Source organism: Legionella maioricensis, from assembly GCF_023618015.1.
In the GTDB taxonomy this organism is placed as follows: domain Bacteria; phylum Pseudomonadota; class Gammaproteobacteria; order Legionellales; family Legionellaceae; genus Legionella; species Legionella maioricensis.
Map to the genome: position 1 here is coordinate 82,366 of NZ_JAJKBJ010000007.1, position 20,708 is coordinate 103,073.

Sequence of the window (20,708 nt, forward strand, 5' to 3'; positions counted from 1 at the left end):
GACTGGGCCCCTAATAAAAGATCAGTTCCTATTCACTTATATTTTAGTTTGATTGTTCCTTTAGTTTCTTTCCTAATCCTCACTCATCCTTTATCCCCACATAAATCAGCACTGCTAAAACAGTAATGAAAATATGAAAAGCCGTGGCTATTGCCCCATTAAGAATCTGAGACATCCAGATGCCAAACCATTCACCACCTATAGACATAAACAATACTTGCCAGGTGAGAAAACCCAAAGTAAGTCCTGCTATTGCCCAGTTTTTACTTTTATTAAATAGGACTGCACTCTGATTTCGGGCCCGAAATAATTTCCAGGTGCCAACAATGCAAAGAAGCGCGGTTAAAGTCTCCATGGTGATAATGATGAGATAAGCCAAATGATGCAGTACAGGATTAGTGATAGCCCGATAAGTGATTGTTGAATTGGGAAATGCATCTCTCATGGTTAAAGCACGCTCAACCAAAGGAAAATTACCATAATAATCAGAAATATTACCAAAAGCTGTAAGCACGCAAAAAAGAGAAATAGCAGCGACACAAAGTATTTTGGAGAATCGAATTAGCATTATTTTATCCTTAAAATTAATTTACAACCTTTGTTAAACGCCTTTATCTTCATAATCAAAAGGCACTTCCTATAGCCATGAGACTATGACAATTTAAGTCATTGTCCTTCCCGCGTATTTTGGGAAAAACGTAATAAAACATGATTTGAGCGCACTATTGCTTCATGCAAAGCCTCTTCAGAGCTAATTAAACCCGCAAACATGGCCTCTAAAACCTCATCATTAATACCGCGAATCTGATTTTGCGGACCTGAATGTTTAAAGGGTTTCCCATGAACGTTATCTTCTAAATCATTACGAGCTAATAATAACGAAGGATGATTACTGGATTGAACGATGTCAGCATATATTCCTTTCAAGCCCAAGGGCAGATAACCCGTATGCTCATGCCAACGTTTTTGGACTTCTGGTTTGGCAATAAAAATAAAAAATTGAGCAATTCCTTTGTATTGTGCTTCATCTTGACCAGCAACAGCCCATAAAGCAGCTCCTCCGGCAACATTGGCATGCCTTATTGAACTGGCTTGAGTATCCAAAGGCATGGTAGCCACACCCAGCTTAAACGGAACTAATGCCAATAAACTGTTATACGCACCAGAAGACTGACTAAATAAAGGACATACTCCACTGGTAAAAAAAATGGTCGCGTCATCTACTCGCCCACCATAGCGAAAATAATGCAAATCATGCCAACGCTTTAAACGTTGAAAATGTCTGGCAAGCTGTGGCGTATTAAAAACTGCGCGGGCCGGATGATCTTCCGTCAGAGGTAAGCCATGAATCGCCAAATAAGATTCAAAAAGCACCCACCCTGGATAGGCAGTAGTATAGGTACAATCATAGCCTGCTTTTTTAATTTTTTCTGCCAGCACTTCCATCTCATCCCAAGTACGAGGGAAATTAGCTTGGCTGTATCCCACTTTAGCAAGAATATCGCGATTGTAATACAAGGCTGGTGCGGAAAGATTAAAGGGCATGGCCATCAATTGGCCATCCCTACTATAAAACTCGCGCACAGACTGAATAAAATCATCCTTGGGCAGGCTCATATTCTGCTCATGCATTAAAGCATCAACCGGCTTAATTACTCCTTTAGGAGAAAGCATGATGGCAGTACCCACTTCGAAAATTTGTACTATTGCCGGAGCCTGATGGGCTCTAAATGCCGCAGCAAAACTGGTCAGGGTTTCAGTATAATCGCCTTTATATACTGGCTTAATAGTAAATTCACTTTGACTGTGATTAAAATCATCAGCAAGTAAGCGAACCTCATCACCTAAATGACCCGCCATGCCATGCCAAAGAACCAATTCTATTCGCTCAGCAACGGCTAAAGAACTAAAAAATAAAGTACATAACAACAAAATGATGGTGTTCATGTTAATAAATCTGGGTAATCACTAAAAACAGCATCCACGCCCCAAGCATATAATTTATTCGCTAAACGTTTACGATTCACTGTATATGCACAAACTATATAACCCTGATTTTTTACTTCCTTAACCCGATCAGCGGTTAATATTTTTCTATTAAAATGAATGGAGTAACACTCTAATTGTTTTGCTTTTTGTAACCAGTGCTCATCCCACTCGTGAAGTAATAAACCCAAGGGCATTTCAGGAGCAATACTCCGACATAAAACCAAAGCCTCCCATTCAAAGCTGGAAACCAAAGGCAAATTCTTACCTTGCGGCCAATAGCGATGGATATGACTCAATACGGCCACCGTGGTTTGCTCCACCGCGCCCTTATAAGGTTTAATTTCTATATTGGCTTGTACATCAGAAAAAGAAAGCCATTTTAAAGCCTCTTTGAAATGAGGAATATGTTCGCCTTTAAACCGTCTGGAAAACCAGGAGCCCGCATCGAGAGTTTGTAAATAAGCAGCATCAACCAATCCCACCTCACCCCGTCCATTTGTCGTTCTTTTTAAATTATCATCATGAACGATAAAAGGCTCACCATCAGAACTGCACATCACATCAAACTCGATAAAACGACAACCTAATGACAGAGCCTTATCAAACGCAGCTATAGTATTTTCAGGAGCATAAGCTGATGCCCCCCGATGCCCGATTACTTTATCTACAACCAACAAAATTAATTCCCCTGTATTCGATTTGAGGCAGCGCCAATAAGATTCGCAGCGGCTTCAGTAAGATTTGAAACTACCGCAGTAGTTTGTAAAGAGGCCTCAGCTTTGGAAGTTTTTTGAGGCGCATGGGCTGTTTTAGGAGCAGCGGCTTCAGTAGCACTGGCAACAGCCTTGGTAGTATTTGATGTCACTGCCGCAGATTTGGGGGCTGGGGCTGGAACCGTCAGTTTAGAGGAAGCCTCTGTACGATTTGAGGCCGCTTCAACTATTGCTGTCATCACCAATTCATTACTTACAGTAAGCGGAGAAGGCGCTGCAGCCATCACCATAGTATTCATTTCTTTAGCTTGATAGGCTCTTGGCGATTGAGGAACATTCTCCCCACCCTCTACAAATACCAAATTACTGACACTATAATTTTGTGTCGGATAGGCTTTATTCATTCGTGAAATTTCTTCATTGACCTGTTGATATAACTGTTCACGTATTTTAGCACGAACGGTCTGTGTTTCCTCTAAACTGGGTTTAAAATCCACTCCGCTTACTTCATATTTAGTTCCTGGGGTAGTGACTGTTTTAGCGTTTTGATAAATATCAGTTAAAGTAGCCTGATCGACACGAACCTGGGCTTGCACATACAGTTTTTCCAGACCGGAACTATCCTGAGAGCGATCAAATTCAGTCAAATGCCAATCACCCTTAGCAATTTTATTTAAACTCTCCATCATATCAGCACGAGCTTTCACCAAATCAGCGTTAGTTAAAGTGGCATTAATACTCACCGTTAACTGAGCTGTTTGAGTAGTAACCCATTGTTTAGAAGAAATTTGAAATAGAATTTTATCAAGTACCATTTGAGGAACAATCACATCTGCAGCTAAAGCAAAAGGCGTAATAGTCATTAAAGCAAGCATCCCGGCAACCTGTTTCATCATGAGCTCCATTCTGGATTTAAATTTAAATTAGTGTATACCAGCAACCCCTCGGACACCAAATCATTCTAATGGACACTGCTTTTTATTCCCAGGTCTATTTCTCGCCAGGTTTTGCAATAAAAACGTTTAATACATTGATTAACATCATCAATCCCCAACCATAAACAAAAAGTGAATAGAGTAGGAAGTACAGTGTCCACATATAAAGATATTTATTTTCCAAAAAAAATCTCATATATATCAAATAGTTATTTGTATCATTTATTTTTGAACTATAATTTAATTATATAAACATTTGGTTTGAAAAATGTTCAAGTCTGGGTTTAACCATTTATCCCGCACAAGGACGTTCATTATCTTGCATTAGATAAGATATAAGGTGAATGGAATGAGAGCAAAATTGGAAGACGTAGTCCGTCAAGGAATGGATATAAGCAGCCATTATCTAAATCCCCACCAACAACAGTATAAGGTATTTCGCCATAAAGGAACCGTCTATGCTGTCAAGTATAGTCCGGATAATCCACCTAGACCTATGGAACACATTGAAATGTGGAAGAGTCATAATAAAGAATCACACCATTCAAGAACCTATTTAGATAAAGGGCTGCAAGGAGTGGTTTTTACCAAAACCAAGGACAAAGCCGTTAAGCATTTCAAAACGGCCTACCACGATGACAATCCTATGAAAAATCTGCACGAGTCGCAGGAAACGAATCTGAAACTTTTAGATCAAAAATTTGTTCTCCATGATCTTAAAATTGATCAGCATTTTATTATCGGTTTGCATAATAATAAAAGGGCAGGAAATGCCAATTTACCTCCAAATCATGCAGAATTTGAGTATATTATGCCCAAAATAGAGAACATTGGGTTTATAAATGAAGCATCATTAATTACTTTCATTCACGCATTAAAAAAAGCGAACGAGAACGGATTAGCACATCCAGATTATTGCATTATGCCTCATCATGAGAGTCCTCAAAATGAATTTAGTACTGTGGATGGTATAAAACTTATTGATTTGGATATGGGACTTAACGAATTCTCAGCGGCCGAATTTACGAATGATCCTCTTGCTATCTACTCAAGAGATCAATGGTTATTAGTATATAATCATAAAAAACAACCAGGCCTGCATTGGCGTGATGAAATTGAAACCTGGTATAAGAATAATCCAGGGAAAGCATTATCAGAAAATCCTGCAGACCTTCTTGATATTGTTAAGTATGGCGGGATTTTATTACCCCCAGATATTTTAAAAGATTTAGAAAAACAAGTCGCCCTTCTTCCCCCCAGAGCCGATTCTCAACTTATTTCAGCTGTAAAAAAAGGCGACCTCACTGGTGTACAACAATTAATTGCTTTTGAAAAGCGCTCCAGAGTTGAGTCTAAGGAAGAACAGCCTTATCAAAAAACTTACAATCCAGCACTTCTTCTTGCGGTTAAACTTGGTCATATCAATATTGTGAGGGAGTTACTTTCTGCTGGTGCAGACATTAACGCGAAAGAAAATAATCAGTTTAACGCCATGGATTTTGCGATTCAAAAAGAGAATGTCCCTTTAATAAAAGTGTTACTTAAAGCAGGAGCAAATCCAAAGTATCTGCTCTATAAAATTCAGGATTGGGAAAGCCAATCATTCAAAAAGGTATTACATTCGGCAGGCCTTAGGGAAGCCGGTTATACATTATTAGAATCAATAAACGATGGTAATCATAGCATGGTGAGGAAGTTGGTTACTGCCCACTCTAAATGCCCTTTTATAAACAATGTCGATAAATATCAAAAAACCGCGCTCATGCTTGCAGCAGAAAAAGGCGATAAACACATGGTAAAACTTTTACTTAGCGCTGGAGCGGACTACACGCTTAAGGATAGAGAGGGGAAAACCGCAGAGCAACTAGCTAAACCTCCTTTAGATTTTAATAAGATACTTAATAAAGTCATGGACGAGAAAAAGAGAGGGTGTATGCAGAAATTAAGAAGCATAGATGGATGTCGATTTAAAAATGATGACGTAATGACTCATTTTGTTCACGATAAACAACAAGAAATAGTCCAAAGTAAAAGCTTAAAAGAATTATCAAAACTTGATAAAAGCTTGCATAATACCTATAAACAATTAAAACCAGTAACAGATACTCTGAAAAAAACACTTACGGATCTCGCAGCGAAAATGGAATTTGGATCCAGTGCGAAAGCGAATAAAATTGAAGCAGCTCTCGCTACTGTTCCTATAGCAGACCGAAATCTAAACCTCGACAATGAGTCCCCACTACAAACCTATTTCCCTATTTTAGAGGAAATAGCAAGGCCTAGAGGATTTATGGGAGGGGCCGGGGAAGTTGCGTATGATCCAAACACCGGGGTAATTGATGTAGATAAAGCTGCCAAATCATATAAAGAATTTAGGATTGCCATGCAAAACTTAAGAAAAAGCGCGGAAATTGATTTGTCTTCTGATTCTGATTACGCACCATGAGTCAAATTATCAACTCAAGCATCGTATATCATACGGTGCTTCTAACCGCCTCGAATGATTTTGGCTCAGCCGGCGCAAAGAACAAGAGGCCTTTTAATGGATTAGTCAAGCAATCTTCCCCAACTTAACTCTCTCCAATACAGGTCGCGCTTCATTGATTATACGTACATGCAAAATTAAAATGCACCCTGGCATAATGAAATTTAAATAAAAATTGAAAGTTGCCCCAAAATATTCTCCTTTGCCATTTTCATATAAGCATTGCCCATTTTCTCCTTCTTCACTTCAAAACAAGTTGTGGTAATAATGTGATTTATGATCGCGTAATGCGCATTTTATTTAATATTTCCTTAATTTTAAATAAGTATACTTCATACGAAATATTTACTTATGAACAAAAATAATGCCAGCCACCAAGGTAAAAGGATTTCACTTGGGAATTAATGTTTCTAAAAATAATTTTCAACTCCATCCAACGAGAGTACTCCATGAGAGTATAGATGAGTTTATTTATCTATCAGATCGCACCAAATAGTTACAAAAAGTCTATAATTTATTTTAATCAAGAAAATCAAAGTGAGTAATTTATGTACGACCAAAAACTTGTTTGCCGTAGTATCTCAAATATTCTATCCCTTCCGGCACAGGGCTACATTCCCCCAAAAGCGGGCTCTTCTTTCTCCGCCGGAGACACTCATGGAAATGCAATTGCTCTGGTAAGATATCTATACGAGGCAGGTATAATTAACATCAACCAAGATCAATATATTGAATTAACAAAAATTTACGAGATTGACTCTCTTATAAGGGATCGCAGTGCTTTAAACCCAAAGGTTTTGCAACATTTTAGGGATGTTTTACGTGATGGATTTTCACATGCCCAGGTTCCGAACGACGTCACTTTGCGTTGTTTTGGAGATATGCTTGCTGACAGGGGAAGTAACGATCTTCTGTCCCTGCTTGTCTTATTGGAAATGCGTTTGGCTTTTCCTGAGTTACGTGGCGTTATCCTTCTATCAAATCATGATAAATGCTTGTTAAGTAATTTCTTAAGAGGAGCATTAGCCCCTGGAAAAAAATTAACTATGGAGTTATCTCCTTGCAATTCTCTTACTCGATTAAAATGGTTAATTGATAATCACATTATTCCCTATGAAGAAGTGGAGGATATGATTCAAAGGGCTTATTTACCTGCACTTAAACTTGTAGATTATGTCCGTAAAGAAGATGGCAGTATTGATATTATGGGTCATGCTCCTTTAACTTTAAGTGCCATAGATAAAGCAATGCAGGACTTTCTTCCCTCTAATCTCCATAAGGATATCTACGCATCGGTGGATGACTTAACGTATGTTTTAGATCAGTTAAACATTATATTTTCTGAAGGTCTAATGGATAAAAATAGCCCCATGTATAAGGCCCTCACAACCCCTCCTTCTGGGTCAAATCCAATATTTAACTTTATTTGGCCACGCTTGACTGAGATTGGTCAAGAAGTTAAGGTCGCAGCTTATAATTATCGGTTTCGACATGGTCATGATGGCTCGCCTGGAGAAGTAAAGATTCACGGGGTAACTTATATTGGATATAACAGTATTTTTGGTAAGACCACTCCACAGCAATGGAGACAAGCTGAAAATGCGCAATTGACAATGAGCTATATAGGGGGCTTACCAGAGCAAAAAATAGTTAGGGAAGAAATGGATGAAGCTATTGATGAAGTTTTTAATGCCGAAATGAGTCCTACCACAATAATTTTAGAGACTGATACGACAGTATCTCTTCCATCCGAGGAATTAAGTACTTCCAACTTATCTAACCCGTTATCTATGAGTACTCTTGATTTTAACCCCTTATCTAACAGTGATCTTGGTGATTCAGCTGAAGTGCCTGAGCAAGTTCTAATGACATTTAAAACTCTAGCCACCCTTTCTCTTAATAACTATATAAAAAATAGAGGAAGTTACACTCAAACAGAGTTGGGAGAGAAAATTTGGACAGGAGTTGCATCAGCCCGTAATTACGTTCGTGGTTTTTTTAAAGCAAGCTTGGTCGATATACCCCAGGTCCCCAAAGCCCTTGAATTGAAACAACACATTAATGCTTTAACAGTTGATAATTTAAAGGATAATTGGCCAATTATAGCTCAGGAACTTGTTGAGGCGGAACAGCTAACCCAAAGTGGAGAGTATGGAACTGTTGCCAAAGGAATTGCTCAGTATTTTAATACGGATGTATTAGCAGATCCTACTTTGAAATCTTCCATGCAAAATAGTCTCTCTTTATTTTAGCGATTGAGGTGACAAAAAGGAATTATGTTTAATTTTTATATGATATTGCCACAGGGATGTGGTTCATTGTCAAAAAATAAAATTGATCTAAGCAAAACAAAAAAACTAATATTATGTTAAAGGAGCCCGTATCAGATAGTATTCTCTGTATTCAACGAATATGTCGCCAGACTTTAATCAATATGTTATGTTTCCAGGCCCATTTGGAAATTTGAGGATAAGCATGAGATTAGCCATTAGAACTATGCATTATTTTGTCATTACAGGATTGTTATTTAGTTTAACCGCCTGCATGAAAACAAAGCCTTCGGGACATGAAATAACTTCTTATAAAGTTAAGGGGAAAGTATATACACCTCTTAGATCTGCAAAAGGATATAAAGCACGCGGACTAGCTTCGTTTTATAGTAAACGCCTCCATCATCATAAGACATCTAATGGAGAGCGATACAATATGTATTCTATGACGGCTGCACATCCTACGCTTCCATTTAATACCCGACTACGAGTTAAGAATGTAAAAAATGGACGAACAGTGGTGGTTCGCATTAATGATCGCGGCCCCTTTTATGGAACGCGAATTATAGATCTTTCTAATGCGGCGGCAAGTCGCCTGGGAATGACCAGTTCTTCTATGGTAGAAATACAGGCTCTAAGTTAGAAATATAAATTTGAGCATTTTTCCGAGTTCTTTCATAAAATACCTCAATGAAGAACGCGGATATACGCTTAATTTCTATCATTGAATCCAAGCACCATCCCCTAGTTCATTTAAGAATTAAAATGAAATTGATTACTCGTTTGCAAAAAAATAGTCTAAGTTTGTGCGACCTATCTTCTCCTGAAGGATCATCGGAGAACTGGATGCTCCCCAATTTTAATACGATATTTATTAATCTTGATTATCCCGTATTAAAAGATACTGATGCGACATTTGAAAAAGGTGAGCATTATGGATGCGATACTGACTTTTCCCACTGCAGAAAATGCTTCCAGCTAACGTAGGCTGGGCTGTAAAGCCCAGCGCGCAACCTCGAGCATTACCCAGAAATTGATTATTAACTCGAAAACATAATATTAATTCAGGTACCAATCCCTTCATCAAATCATTTGCCAGGCTTTCCAGCCCAGGCTACGCTTACTATATTTTGGCGTTTTTATTTCAATTTTAATATTAATGGTTCAGAGGCAGCATTTGCTGCGGATAGAGTAGCTCAGGCTGTGCCTGGAGCCTTATTAAACCAAGCTGCTTTAGAGGGAAAACCGGCATACTTGCATTCAGGTAAGCCCTATTTACCTAAGCAATATTTTTCAAATAGTATAAGCACGTTCTTCACTGCACCAGGTGAATCAGCACGAGCTAAAGAAGAGTTAGGCTTAGATGAAAGAACTACCCCAGAGCGCTGTGCAAAACTATTTTAATCTTGAATACGCGAACTATGCTTTTTTGCTAGTTCGCGGCTCTCCTCAATAATCTGTCGGAGTGTTTTTCTAATGTTATAGTTGCATCAGCAAGCGTGGACTGGAAATAAGTGGTTTGAAATACCTATGCCCCTAAACCCAGATCTGCGTGCTTTTCTTCGTCTTTATTTTCTTCTTCGCCTATATTTTCAGATTGTATAACTTCTTTGAATTGCAGTTTAATTTCTTTAAAGCGATTTATTGCATTCGTAATTAGCTCAAACTCTTTTTCAACACGATGTCCTTTATGCTGCAAAGGAGGGGCATACTCATGTAAAAATGCAGGAGTGAACAAATTAACCATATTTAAAATAAATCTCTTAAGTTGGCTCCAGGAACTACTAGTGTCTTTCTTAAGTATGTCAAAACCTGTGACTCCAAGTCTCTCATCCTTTTTTTCCAGAGAGCCTTTTATGGTTGCCATTTTACTTCGGTACAATGATAATTCATCAACAGAGTCTTGGGGTGGTAGAACCTGAATTGCTTTATTAAGAGCTGTATTTATCGTATTTGCATGTACAAGGAGCTCGTTTATTTTTGTAGTTGAGTCATAATAGTCTGGCGAAAAAGAACCAACTATCTCCCCATTTAATATTGATTTGCTTACTGTTTTTTTATCCTTATCGGTAATAACTTCTCGGTCGCCCAGGATTGAGCTGGTATCTGCTTTTAACACACGCTTCACTAAAGTATCTCTATGTTCTGTAAGAACCTTAACATGCTGGTTGTAGATGTCCTTTATTTCTGCTCCTACAGCCTTATATAAATCGGGATTGTTCTTTTTTAGCCAAATTTGTAAATTATTTTCATTGCTTGAAAGAATCATTCCAGTAAAATATTTAACTACTTTTTCTTGCTGATACTCATCCAAGCTATTATAGTTTTTCATGTAATTATTTAATTGAAATTGTTCATTAAAGCGATTCTTTAAATCATTTTCTACGATGGAAAATCGTAAAAATAATTGTTGCTTTGCAGATGGTGGATATTTATTTGGGTTATCTGATATTTTTTTAACCATTTCTCGTAAAATTTCCTGATAAGTATACTCTTTCTCTCCTACAGTGATTTTTTTATTACTGAGAATTGCTGCCTCCATATGCACTCTATCTAAAAGGGAATGTCCTATATCGGCATCTAATATCAATTCCGGATCATTAAGAAATGCTTCACAGAAACTATCTAAATTGATTTGTTGATCTTCATTCTTTAACTTATCCGTAATTGCTATTCGTAAAGCCTCAAATCCGGTATCAGCTTGAGAGATGATAGTTTCAAATGTAAATGTATTTACTTTAATGAGTTCTTTTCTCAGCGTTTCGTTTGGTGCAATCATGTTGATTGTCCCAGTAATTACTTCGAATTGGGTGCTCAAAGAACTCTCATAAAGGCTGGATTCATTCAAGGGTTCAATTTGAGATAAATCAACCCCTGCGGCACTAACAATATTTCTAACAATTGAAAGAGTATTTTCCTCATAATTTGCTTGTTTTTGTTGATATTTTGTAAGCCCATAAGTCGGTTCATTATTCGGTAGAAATTTAATAGGTAATAATCCATTTATAAAACCATAATAAATCACATCCCTTATATTTCTTATTGTTCTATCATCACGTATTGTTTGCTCATTAGCTGTTGGTTTTTTTTGTGTAAAAAGAAATTGTATGACTTCAGGAGTCAATAGTTTTGCGATTTCTTTATCGAGAAGAATCATTCTATTTAGGGCATCTTCTCCATATGTTCTCTTTACACAATATTTTTTGTCACATAAATCTCTTATCTTTTCAATTTGCCCTCTGATCTCTTCTGTAAGGGGAATTGGAGGTTTTTGTTTTAATTTATCGAGTATCTCTATAATTTTCATTAGACTGCTCTTTAAGTAACTACAACAATTTGTTTTAAAATTATAGTTAACGTTATTTTTTTAATCAAATGATGGCGGGTTCGATTATCAACATTTCATCGATTAGCGGTAATGTAACCATGCCCAAAGGTATCGGTTATGGGGCCTCGAAAGCTGCCTTGAATAAATGGACAAAACACGCAGCCCTTAATTTGGCACAATATGGTATCCGCGTAAACGTTGTCGCACCGGGAGTTATTGAAGCAGGAATGAACGAAGACAAGGCTATTAGTAATCCTGAGTTGTGGGAGCAAGCGTAGGCTGGGCTGTAAAGCTCAGCATGCAACCTTGAACATTAATATTTATAGATGCTGCTGTTTGCCCCGGTTGTTATTTATATTGGTGCCCCTTAGTAAATAGCAGTAAAATCTCTTATCAGATCGCCAAGAGGTAATAATGGAATTTAAAGACAAAAAAGTAATTGTTACAGGAGCTAACCGTAGTATTGGTCGAAAAATTGCGCAGAACTTTGCTGAACAAGGAGCTGACCTCGTCATTAGCTATCGCAGCGACGCAAAAGGGGCTGAAGAAACGATTAAAGCGATAAAAGACACTGGCCGTGTTGCGGAAGCTTTCTATGCGGATTTTTCCCAAATGGAACAGGTCGCATTTTTTGCAAAGCAGGCAATTGATTATCTAGGGCATGTGGATATTTTAATTAACAATGCCGGGATGCTCTGTCGCGAAACCTTGTTTGAACTAAGCCCTGAAAAAATGCAGCAAGTATTTCAAGTGAATACTATATCTCCTCTTTATTTAACACAAATTTGTTCCCAAAATATGATTGAAAACAAGATAGCGGGTTCGATTATCAACATTTCATCGATTAGCGGTAATGTAACCATGCCCAAAGGTATCGGTTATGGGGCCTCGAAAGCCGCCTTGAATAAATGGACAAAACACGCAGCCCTTAATTTGGCACAATATGGTATCCGCGTAAACGTTGTCGCACCGGGAGTTATTGAAGCAGGAATGAACGAAGACACAGCTATTAGTAATCCTGAGTTGTGGGAGTACTATATAAGCAACATCCCCTTAAACAGACCAGGAAAACCAGAAGACATCGCAAATTTTGTTTCATTTCTTGCATCAAAAAAAGCAGACTGGATTACGGGGAAGGTATTTGAAATAGATGGTGGACATGCTATTTGACAGCTATTCTTCTTCAATAAATCAAAATTTTATATAAAATAATACTACCCGAATACGGCTACATTTGATGGAGATAATTAATCTATATTTGCACACTCCAATTATCAGATAATCTTATTTTCGAATGATTTTTTTTCAAGAAGAATCAAATCAAACCGATCCATTGATTTAATCAAAGAATAGGTCTATAACTTGTTCCAAATTATTGCAAGAGGAGCGCAACCAATGATGTCTGTTGACAATATAACTAATGATAACCACGCCATAGCGGAAGAGGATTTTCTTGACTATGCACTATCTCATGGTTTTGGCGATTTACACTTTAAAGTGGATCCTGAAACAGGGATGAAAGCGATGATTGCTATTCATAGCACTAAATTAGGCCCTGCTTTAGGTGGATGTCGTTTCATTGAATACCCAAGTACCGCCGCTGCTCTTAATGATGCAATGCGTCTCGCTCGAGGAATGAGTTTTAAAGCTGCTTCTGTTAATTTACCTTTAGGTGGCGGAAAATCGGTCATCATCAAACCCAAAGGTGCTTTCAATCGAACTGAATACATGCATCGCTTTGGAAAATTTGTTAATGAATTAAATGGAAGATACATTACTGCCCTGGATAGTGGAACCGTGTTAAGTGATATGGATATTATTGCTGAACATACCGACTATGTTGCCAGTTTATCCAAACATAATGGTGATCCCTCTCCATCTACAGCCAAAGGCGTTTTGCGAGGAATTCAGGCTGCAGTAGCTTTTAAATTAGGTAGAGATAATTTAAACGGTATCCATGTAGCAATTCAAGGACTTGGTCACGTCGGTTATTTGCTGGCGAAACATTTACATGAAATGGGTGCAACCCTGACTGTGGCCGATATTTCTCCTGCAGCAGTTGAACTGGCAGTAAAAGAATTAGGCGCCAAAGCAGTCAGTACTGACGTGATTCACAAAGTTCCCTGTGATGTTTTTGCCCCATGCGCTCTGGGTGCAATAATTAACGATATTACTATTTCTCAATTGCAAACCACAATAATTGCAGGAGCTGCTAACAATCAACTCGCACATAGTTTCCATGGTAAGAAATTACATGAGAAAGGCATTTTATTTGCTGCTGACTATGTCATTAATGCTGGTGGATTAATTTTTGCCGCGTCTAAATACTTACATACCCCTGAAGAAAAAGTAAGCGATCAAATTGATGGCATTTATACTTCTTTAATAGAAATATTTACTCGATCTGCTAAAGATAATTTACCTGCCAGTGAAATCGCTGATACTTTAGCAAAAGAAAAATTGGCTTAAACGGGTAATTACAATGAAACATCTACCACTTACCCCTGAGTTATATGAGTACATGTTAGATAAATCTTTGCGTGAACATCCTGCTTTGACAGCCTTACGCAAAGAAACCTCCACTATGGAACTGGCTAATATGCAGGTGGCTCCGGAACAGGCGCAATTCATGCAATTTCTTTTGCGCTTGATTCGTGCTAAAAATGTTCTGGAGTTGGGAACTTTTACGGGATACAGTGCATTAGCAATGTCTCTGGTTCTTCCGGATGATGGCCAGCTCATTACCTGTGATATCAGTGCGGAATGGACAAAAAGAGCACATCCATTCTGGCGCGAAGCCAAACAGGAAAATAAAATAAAATTACGCTTGGGCCCAGCCCTTGAAACGCTATATGCTTTGCTCAACGAAGGCTGGGAACACCAATTTGATTTCATTTTCATTGATGCTGACAAAACCAATTATCTGAATTACTATGAATTGGCATTAAAGCTGATTAAACCTCAAGGATTAATTGCTATAGATAATGTATTCTGGGATGGTAAAGTAATCGATCCCCGTGAAACCGGCGGCCAAACCAGAGAAATTAAAAAACTGAATGAACTAATCAAAAATGATCAGAGAGTATTTGTAAGCTTGTTACCTATAGCCGATGGGCTTTTTTTAGTACAACCAGTTTAATAATTGCAGCCCGTAAAAAGCAACAGCTGTTGCGGGTTTCAGTTCAAATATAAATACAAGGAGTATCTACTGATGCAAACAAATAATAACCCCTGTGGATTGGATGGTTTTGCTTTTTTAGAGTTTTCCGGACCGGATAAAAAACGCGTGGAAAAACAATTTGTTGAAATGGGTTTTCAACCAGTAGCTACCCATCAGGATCAAGACATCACTTTATATCAGCAGGGCGAAATTCAGTTTATCGTTAATGGAGCAAGCAACTGTCAAGCTGCAGAGCATAGTGCAACACACGGAGCAGGCGCCTGTGCAATGGGCTTTAGAGTCAAAGACGCCAATGCTGCCTTCCAATATGCCATCAAGCACGGTGCTACCGCTTTTGAAGATTGTTCCCATGCTCATCATGGTTTACCTGCAATCAATGCCATTGGTGGCAGTGTTATTTATTTTGTAGATGACACCTATAAGCCTTTTAATAAAAAATGGAAAATAAATACTACAACAGCAATTTCAGGGAATGGGCTGGTAGCCATTGATCACCTGACACATAACGTCTTTCGAGGCAATATGGATAAATGGGCTAAGTTTTATGAGTCTATTTTCAATTTTCAGGAAATTCGCTTTTTTAATATTGTAGGGAAAATGACCGGACTCATCAGTCGAGCGCTGGCCAGTCCTTGTGGAAAAATTAAAATCCCTTTAAACGAATCAAAAGATGACCATTCTCAAATTGAAGAGTTTCTTCATGACTACCATGGTGAAGGCATACAACATGTAGCCTTAACGACTCAAAACATCTATAAAACGGTGAACAGCTTAAGAAAACAAGGGGTTAAATTCCTTGATGTGCCCGATACGTATTATGAAATGCTTGATGCACGCCTTCCCTGGCATCAAGAACCTGTCGCTCAGTTAAATGCAGAAAAAATTTTAATGGACGGAGAACGTGATCCGCAACACGGATTATTGCTACAGATTTTTACCGAAAACATTTTTGGCCCAGTATTTTTTGAAATCATTCAACGTAAGGGTAACCAGGGATTTGGAGAGGGTAACTTTCAGGCTTTATTTGAAGCAATTGAAAGAGACCAGATCAAACGCGGTACTTTAAAAGAAGTGAGTTGAGGTTTGTACATTTTGGTACTTCCCAATAAATCCGTGGAAAAAGAACATCCCGACGTCCCGCGGACAAGCGGCGGGACGTAAACGAAGAGTTACCTTTTTAGGACCCATTTTCAAGAGGCCCCCATGAAACTTGCCAGTTTAAAATCAGCCGTCTCTCGTGACGGAGAATTATGCGTGGTCAATCAAACATTAACCACAGCAGTACGAGTGCCCCAAATTGCAACAACCCTTCAATATGCCCTGGATCATTGGCAGACTGTAGAAAAAAAGCTACAACAAACGTATCAAAAATTAAACGAAGGTACTTTAGACAATACCTTTGCTTTCGATCCCCATCAATGCGCCTCTCCCCTGCCCCGTGCTTATCAATGGGCAGACGGTAGCGCCTATGTTAATCATGTTGAATTAGTAAGAAAAGCCAGAGGTGCAGAAATGCCCTCCGATTTCTGGACTAATCCATTGATGTATCAAGGTGGATCAGATGCGTTTTTAGGGCCAAGAGACCCAATTGTGGCAGTTGATGAAGCGCATGGGATCGATTTTGAATCGGAAGTAGCGATTATTACTGACGATGTTCCCATCGGGATCAATAAAAAAGAGGCCGAACAACACATTAAATTACTGATGTTGGTCAATGATGTATCGCTACGCAATCTCATCCCTGATGAATTAGCCAAGGGGTTTGGATTTTTTCAATCCAAACCAGCCAGCAGTTTTTCTCCAGTTGCCATCACTCCTGACGAATTAGGTTCCAGTTGGGATAAACAACGCGTTCATTTACCCCTGCTCACTCATTTGAACGGGCAATTATTTGGTCAACCTAATGCAGGGATAGATATGACGTTTTCTTTTCCTGAACTCATCCAACATGCTGCAAAGACAAGAGTATTAACTGCAGGAACTATAATAGGCTCTGGAACTGTCTCTAATTTAGATCGCAGCCAAGGCTCTTCTTGTATCGCTGAAAAAAGAATGCTGGAGATTTTGGAAGGAGGTAAGCCTCATACTTCATTTATGCGTTTTGGTGATAGGGTTCGCATTGAAATGTTAGACAAACAGGGTAACAGTCTCTTCGGTGCTATAGATCAGATGGTAACTCATTATAAGGATTTTCTATGATCCTTTACGACTATTTCCGTTCTACAGCCTGTTATCGAGTTCGTATTGCTTTAAATATAAAAAATATCGCTTATGAAAAAAAAGAAATCCATCTGGTAAATCATGGCGGGGAACACCATACCCCGCAATACCACCAGATCAATCCGCAGGGCCTTGTGCCCAGCCTGGACGTTAATGGGCAAATAGTACATCAATCCTTAGCTATTATTGAATATTTGGAGGAAGCCTATCCTGAAATTCCCTTGCTCCCCAAAGAGCCTTTAATTAAAGCGGCCTTAAGATCTCTGGCCTTAATTATAGCTTGTGATATGCATCCATTGAATAATTTACGCGTGTTAAACCGCTTAAAAATGCAATTTCACGCGAATGAAGCCCAGGTAATGGATTGGTACCACCATTGGTTGAAAGAAGGATTTGATGCTTTTGAAAAACGATTGGAGCTTCTTGAACGCAGTAAACCTGTTTGTTTTGGAAATCAAGTCAGTCTGGCTGATATTTGTTTGATACCGCAGGTATATAATGCCAAACGCTTTAATTTTAGTCTGGATGATTACCCACTTATTAACCAAATTAATGATTATTGTTTAAAGCTGGTTGCTTTTCAAAATGCAGCTCCAGACACTCCTTAAATTACATATACAAATAATAGCCGTTTGTCATCAGGATAATACCTACTATGGCCATTATAAGCACCATGATATAATAACCATTCCCACTATATAATCTTTGGCTGAGTGAAATAACTTTTTCAGGGAAGGATAATATAAGTATGGATTTAATTAAAATAAACCATAAGAAAATACTGAGCAAATCGACAACAAAATGCCTATCCCAAAAACTATGAATGGTCACTAAAAACAAGCCTAATAATAACCCCATAGACCCGCTTAACAGCACGCCTATGCCATTAGGATTAAGGTGATTAAGCAAATTTTTGTAATACTTGGAACGACTGGCTAGTATAATCGCCATGATTACCATATATACCCCAAATATCTGTGACAATATGAAGGTCTGAAAATACTCATGAACCATATCTCTTCTCCCTAAAACCATTTCCTACTATTAAGTAAAGATGCTTTAGGTAAAATTATCAAGTTATTTTGGTGTGTTCCAAACGATTTAATGTTCACCCTTTTTTCTTTTAAAACCATGCCTTACTTAAATTGACGGTTACTATTCCCTGGGGAGTCTTTTCTAACATACTCCATGTAGCCTTACATCGTTGCAAATAACCAATGAGTACATTTTGATTAGAACAACGATATCGCACCGGCATAGAATCATAGACCTCATTCGGTTCTATAGCCTGACAGTGTTCACCATTGGCTAATTCTATACCCCAGGGAAAAACACGAGACATATCTAAAGTAAGGTGATTTTCGTTATTTAGAGGGCTAGACACCTCAATTTGGACGCTGTCACCTACCCAGGGAGATTGGGGGCATATTACCTCGGTTTTATTATTGGACACTTTAGCAAAACAAGGATCAAATATTTTGCCCTCTGCCATACATCGCCAGGCATCTTCTCGCAAAATCAATTGCGATTGCGTATCGCATTGGCCGCTTAATTTATTTTTTACTATGGGAGGGGTCTGCTCGGTTACCTCACCAAAGGGTCTATACAGTTTTAATACAGTATCACCTGCTGAAACAAAAAAAGAGCAAAAAAATAGCAATACTAATAAAACTCTTTGCATCATAGTGTTCCCCCACTGATTTTATTTAGTGTATCATCTCTATTTAAAAATAAAGCAGACTCTTTATCGATTTTGGAGTACATAATGACAGATGTCTTTACCATAAAACAATGTTTGGAAGGTGAAATTAGTGTAGATGAAACCGTTACAGTGCGCGGCTGGGTAAAAACCCGACGTGATTCTAAGGTCGGCTTATCATTTATCAGTTTACATGATGGTTCTTGTTTTTCCCCAATTCAAATTGTAGCGACTGATGGGTTAAAAAATTATCACGAAGAAGTAGTGAAACTAACCGCGGGCTGTTCCATAACAGCTACTGGTAAATTAGTCGCCTCTCAAGGTAAAGGTCAGTTTTTTGAAATTCAGGCGGACCATATTGAAGTAGCCGGCTGGGTAGAGAATCCAGATACTTATCCCATTCAGGCAAAACGCCATACCCTCGAGTTTTTGCGTGATGTGGCTCATTTACGCCCACGAACGAATACTATTAGTGCAGTAACTCGCATTCGTCATTGCTTAGCACAAGCCATTCATCGCTTTTTCCATGAACAAGGTTATTTTTGGATTCATACCCCCATCATTACTGCCAGCGATTGTGAAGGGGCTGGTGAAATGTTTCGAGTGTCCACTTTAGATATGTTAAATGCACCTAAAAATGACTTGGGACAAATTGACTTCAGCAAAGATTTCTTTGGTAGAGAAACATTCCTTACTGTTTCAGGTCAATTGAATGTTGAAGCCTATTGCATGGCCATGTCTAAAGTCTATACCTTTGGCCCAACATTCCGCGCCGAGAACTCCAATACCAGCCGTCATTTAGCTGAATTCTGGATGATAGAACCGGAAATCGCGTTTGCCACTCTCGATGATATTTGTCAATTAAGTCAAAAGATGTTGCGCTATTTATGCAAAACTGTTCTTAATGAGCGTGCTGATGATATGGACTTTTTCAATCAGTTTGTCTCTCCAGGCTGTACGGAGCGTATGGAGCAAATGGCAGAAGCTGAATTTGAAATCATGACCTACACGGATGCGATTAAAACTCTAGAGTCTTGTGATCACAAATTTGAATTTCCCGTAAGCTGGGGACTTGATTTACAATCAGAACACGAACGCTATCTTGCAGAAGTACACTGTAAAAAACCAGTGATCCTGACTAACTACCCTCAAGAAATTAAAGGGTTTTATATGCGACTCAATGATGATGAAAAAACTGTAGCCGCTATGGACGTTTTAGCACCTGGAATAGGTGAAATTATTGGTGGAAGCCAGCGTGAAGAACGTTTACACATTCTGGACAAGCGTATGGACGAATGCAATCTGAATAAAGAACATTATCAATGGTACAGAGACCTGCGTCGTTATGGTACTGTACCCCATGCCGGTTTTGGTTTGGGTTTCGAGCGTTTGATTAGTTATGTCACTGGAGTGAGTAATGTGCGTGATGTAATTCCTTTCCCACGCACACCAGGTCATGCTGACTATTAGATGGAATAATCGAGAGAAGCGCGCTTATCCAGGGCAGAGTCATGTTCCCGGTCAGCAAGCGCTTCTTCTGTTTCTCGTTTCCACATAGTGCTTATTAAAAAAGATTTATAAGATATTTCATGTGAATCATTTGGTGCTCGTCCTGTATCTCTTGATTCATATTGAGCTCTATTAAAACCGGCTTTAGGTGAATAAAAGGGTTCCGGTTCATTAGGCTCTTCACCTGAACTGGTGGGCTCTGGGTTATTTTCATCCCGTCCTTGCACTGCAGTTCTAACAGGGTTTCTTGCAGAAGGATGATAACCAGATTTCTTTCTTTTAAAAAATAGTGTTGAGGTATGTGGGGCGGTTAATTGATTTTCCTCATCTGCCTTTTCTTGAGCCGCTCCGTTATCAATGCTCTTTTTAGTTAACATCT

At 38.6% G+C, this 20,708-nt stretch carries 19 protein-coding genes and 1 pseudogene; 12 read left to right on the forward strand and 8 right to left on the reverse strand.

Annotation, left to right across the window (positions count from 1 at the left end; genetic code table 11):
- Positions 1 to 79 precede the first annotated feature (79 nt).
- The 4 genes and pseudogenes from LOX96_RS07645 to LOX96_RS07660 all read right to left on the reverse strand — a co-directional run.
- A complete protein-coding gene (locus tag LOX96_RS07645; RefSeq protein ID WP_250422219.1) occupies positions 80 to 568 on the reverse strand; it encodes a DUF2165 family protein in 489 nt (162 codons plus the stop codon).
- A gap of 98 nt (positions 569 to 666) precedes the next feature.
- Positions 667 to 1,947 (reverse strand): extracellular solute-binding protein, encoded by a 1,281-nt coding sequence (locus LOX96_RS07650; protein WP_250422218.1) that lies wholly within the window; start codon positions 1,945 to 1,947, stop codon positions 667 to 669.
- Positions 1,944 to 2,666, reverse strand: coding sequence for a glycerophosphodiester phosphodiesterase (gene ugpQ / locus LOX96_RS07655; RefSeq protein WP_431606640.1), 723 nt, complete (start codon positions 2,664 to 2,666; stop codon positions 1,944 to 1,946). The genes LOX96_RS07650 and ugpQ overlap by 4 nt, the downstream gene beginning before the upstream one ends.
- A gap of 236 nt (positions 2,667 to 2,902) precedes the next feature.
- Positions 2,903 to 3,595, reverse strand: a pseudogene (locus LOX96_RS07660) (hypothetical protein); the annotation flags it as partial.
- Between the two features lie 391 nt (positions 3,596 to 3,986).
- On the opposite strand from LOX96_RS07660, the gene LOX96_RS07665 reads away from it, so the two are divergent.
- The 4 genes from LOX96_RS07665 to LOX96_RS07680 all read left to right on the forward strand — a co-directional run bounded on the left by LOX96_RS07665 (position 3,987) and on the right by LOX96_RS07680 (position 9,796).
- The gene (locus tag LOX96_RS07665) at positions 3,987 to 6,083 is read left to right on the forward strand and encodes an ankyrin repeat domain-containing protein (protein ID WP_250422217.1); all 2,097 of its coding nucleotides are present in this window, start codon (positions 3,987 to 3,989) and stop codon (positions 6,081 to 6,083) included.
- Between the two features lie 587 nt (positions 6,084 to 6,670).
- Positions 6,671 to 8,374 (forward strand): hypothetical protein, encoded by a 1,704-nt coding sequence (locus LOX96_RS07670; RefSeq protein ID WP_250422216.1) that lies wholly within the window; start codon positions 6,671 to 6,673, stop codon positions 8,372 to 8,374.
- A gap of 223 nt (positions 8,375 to 8,597) precedes the next feature.
- The gene (locus tag LOX96_RS07675) at positions 8,598 to 9,035 is read left to right on the forward strand and encodes a septal ring lytic transglycosylase RlpA family protein (protein ID WP_250422215.1); all 438 of its coding nucleotides are present in this window, start codon (positions 8,598 to 8,600) and stop codon (positions 9,033 to 9,035) included.
- A gap of 449 nt (positions 9,036 to 9,484) precedes the next feature.
- Entirely contained in the window at positions 9,485 to 9,796 is a 312-nt protein-coding gene (locus LOX96_RS07680) for a hypothetical protein (RefSeq protein ID WP_250422214.1), read from the forward strand.
- Positions 9,797 to 9,920: 124 nt separating this feature from the next.
- Here the strand turns inward: LOX96_RS07680 and LOX96_RS07685 are convergent, their stop codons facing one another.
- Positions 9,921 to 11,699, reverse strand: coding sequence for a hypothetical protein (locus tag LOX96_RS07685; RefSeq protein WP_250422213.1), 1,779 nt, complete (start codon positions 11,697 to 11,699; stop codon positions 9,921 to 9,923).
- Between the two features lie 68 nt (positions 11,700 to 11,767).
- Between LOX96_RS07685 and LOX96_RS07690 the strand changes: the two genes are divergently transcribed.
- The 7 genes from LOX96_RS07690 (at position 11,768) to maiA (ending at position 17,729) form a co-directional block, all read left to right on the forward strand.
- On the forward strand, positions 11,768 to 11,998 hold the full coding sequence (locus LOX96_RS07690; RefSeq protein ID WP_250422212.1) for an SDR family NAD(P)-dependent oxidoreductase: 231 nt from the start codon (positions 11,768 to 11,770) through the stop codon (positions 11,996 to 11,998).
- Positions 11,999 to 12,134: 136 nt separating this feature from the next.
- Positions 12,135 to 12,890, forward strand: coding sequence for an SDR family NAD(P)-dependent oxidoreductase (locus LOX96_RS07695; RefSeq protein ID WP_250422211.1), 756 nt, complete (start codon positions 12,135 to 12,137; stop codon positions 12,888 to 12,890).
- Positions 12,891 to 13,115: 225 nt separating this feature from the next.
- Positions 13,116 to 14,189: a Leu/Phe/Val dehydrogenase gene (locus tag LOX96_RS07700; RefSeq protein ID WP_250422210.1), complete on the forward strand. Its 1,074-nt coding sequence runs from the start codon at positions 13,116 to 13,118 to the stop codon at positions 14,187 to 14,189.
- 13 nt (positions 14,190 to 14,202) lie between these two features.
- A complete protein-coding gene (locus LOX96_RS07705) occupies positions 14,203 to 14,859 on the forward strand; it encodes an O-methyltransferase (RefSeq protein WP_250422209.1) in 657 nt (218 codons plus the stop codon).
- A gap of 72 nt (positions 14,860 to 14,931) precedes the next feature.
- Positions 14,932 to 15,981 carry a 4-hydroxyphenylpyruvate dioxygenase gene (gene hppD, locus LOX96_RS07710; RefSeq protein ID WP_250422208.1) on the forward strand — a complete coding sequence of 350 codons (1,050 nt, stop codon included), beginning with the start codon at positions 14,932 to 14,934 and terminating at the stop codon, positions 15,979 to 15,981.
- Between the two features lie 123 nt (positions 15,982 to 16,104).
- On the forward strand, positions 16,105 to 17,100 hold the full coding sequence (locus LOX96_RS07715; protein ID WP_250422207.1) for a fumarylacetoacetate hydrolase family protein: 996 nt from the start codon (positions 16,105 to 16,107) through the stop codon (positions 17,098 to 17,100).
- Positions 17,097 to 17,729 (forward strand): maleylacetoacetate isomerase, encoded by a 633-nt coding sequence (maiA, locus tag LOX96_RS07720; RefSeq protein WP_250422206.1) that lies wholly within the window; start codon positions 17,097 to 17,099, stop codon positions 17,727 to 17,729. Before LOX96_RS07715 ends, maiA begins: the two co-directional genes overlap by 4 nt.
- A gap of 1 nt (position 17,730) precedes the next feature.
- On the opposite strand, the gene LOX96_RS07725 is transcribed toward maiA, so the two are convergent.
- Together LOX96_RS07725 and LOX96_RS07730 are read right to left on the reverse strand one after the other, a co-directional pair.
- A complete protein-coding gene (locus tag LOX96_RS07725) occupies positions 17,731 to 18,135 on the reverse strand; it encodes a hypothetical protein (protein WP_250422205.1) in 405 nt (134 codons plus the stop codon).
- Positions 18,136 to 18,244: 109 nt separating this feature from the next.
- Positions 18,245 to 18,805, reverse strand: coding sequence for a hypothetical protein (locus LOX96_RS07730; protein WP_250422204.1), 561 nt, complete (start codon positions 18,803 to 18,805; stop codon positions 18,245 to 18,247).
- An 81-nt stretch (positions 18,806 to 18,886) separates the two neighbouring features.
- Between LOX96_RS07730 and asnS the strand changes: the two genes are divergently transcribed.
- Positions 18,887 to 20,290: an asparagine--tRNA ligase gene (gene asnS, locus LOX96_RS07735; protein WP_250422203.1), complete on the forward strand. Its 1,404-nt coding sequence runs from the start codon at positions 18,887 to 18,889 to the stop codon at positions 20,288 to 20,290.
- Here the strand turns inward: asnS and LOX96_RS07740 are convergent.
- Positions 20,287 to 20,706: a hypothetical protein gene (locus LOX96_RS07740; protein ID WP_250422202.1), complete on the reverse strand. Its 420-nt coding sequence runs from the start codon at positions 20,704 to 20,706 to the stop codon at positions 20,287 to 20,289. The genes asnS and LOX96_RS07740 overlap by 4 nt on opposite strands.
- Between the last annotated feature and the right edge of the window lie 2 nt (positions 20,707 to 20,708).

Coding starts and splice junctions, on each gene's coding strand:
- LOX96_RS07645 (WP_250422219.1), bottom strand. CDS start 568: ATGCTAATTCGATTCTCCAAAATACTTTGTGTCGCTGCTATTTCTCTT.
- LOX96_RS07650 (WP_250422218.1), bottom strand. CDS start 1,947: ATGAACACCATCATTTTGTTGTTATGTACTTTATTTTTTAGTTCTTTA.
- LOX96_RS07665 (WP_250422217.1), top strand. CDS start 3,987: ATGAGAGCAAAATTGGAAGACGTAGTCCGTCAAGGAATGGATATAAGC.
- LOX96_RS07670 (WP_250422216.1), top strand. CDS start 6,671: ATGTACGACCAAAAACTTGTTTGCCGTAGTATCTCAAATATTCTATCC.
- LOX96_RS07675 (WP_250422215.1), top strand. CDS start 8,598: ATGAGATTAGCCATTAGAACTATGCATTATTTTGTCATTACAGGATTG.
- LOX96_RS07685 (WP_250422213.1), bottom strand. CDS start 11,699: ATGAAAATTATAGAGATACTCGATAAATTAAAACAAAAACCTCCAATT.
- LOX96_RS07690 (WP_250422212.1), top strand. CDS start 11,768: ATGATGGCGGGTTCGATTATCAACATTTCATCGATTAGCGGTAATGTA.
- LOX96_RS07695 (WP_250422211.1), top strand. CDS start 12,135: ATGGAATTTAAAGACAAAAAAGTAATTGTTACAGGAGCTAACCGTAGT.
- LOX96_RS07700 (WP_250422210.1), top strand. CDS start 13,116: ATGATGTCTGTTGACAATATAACTAATGATAACCACGCCATAGCGGAA.
- LOX96_RS07705 (WP_250422209.1), top strand. CDS start 14,203: ATGAAACATCTACCACTTACCCCTGAGTTATATGAGTACATGTTAGAT.
- hppD (WP_250422208.1), top strand. CDS start 14,932: ATGCAAACAAATAATAACCCCTGTGGATTGGATGGTTTTGCTTTTTTA.
- LOX96_RS07715 (WP_250422207.1), top strand. CDS start 16,105: ATGAAACTTGCCAGTTTAAAATCAGCCGTCTCTCGTGACGGAGAATTA.
- maiA (WP_250422206.1), top strand. CDS start 17,097: ATGATCCTTTACGACTATTTCCGTTCTACAGCCTGTTATCGAGTTCGT.
- LOX96_RS07725 (WP_250422205.1), bottom strand. CDS start 18,135: ATGGTTCATGAGTATTTTCAGACCTTCATATTGTCACAGATATTTGGG.
- LOX96_RS07730 (WP_250422204.1), bottom strand. CDS start 18,805: ATGATGCAAAGAGTTTTATTAGTATTGCTATTTTTTTGCTCTTTTTTT.
- asnS (WP_250422203.1), top strand. CDS start 18,887: ATGACAGATGTCTTTACCATAAAACAATGTTTGGAAGGTGAAATTAGT.
- LOX96_RS07740 (WP_250422202.1), bottom strand. CDS start 20,706: ATGTTAACTAAAAAGAGCATTGATAACGGAGCGGCTCAAGAAAAGGCA.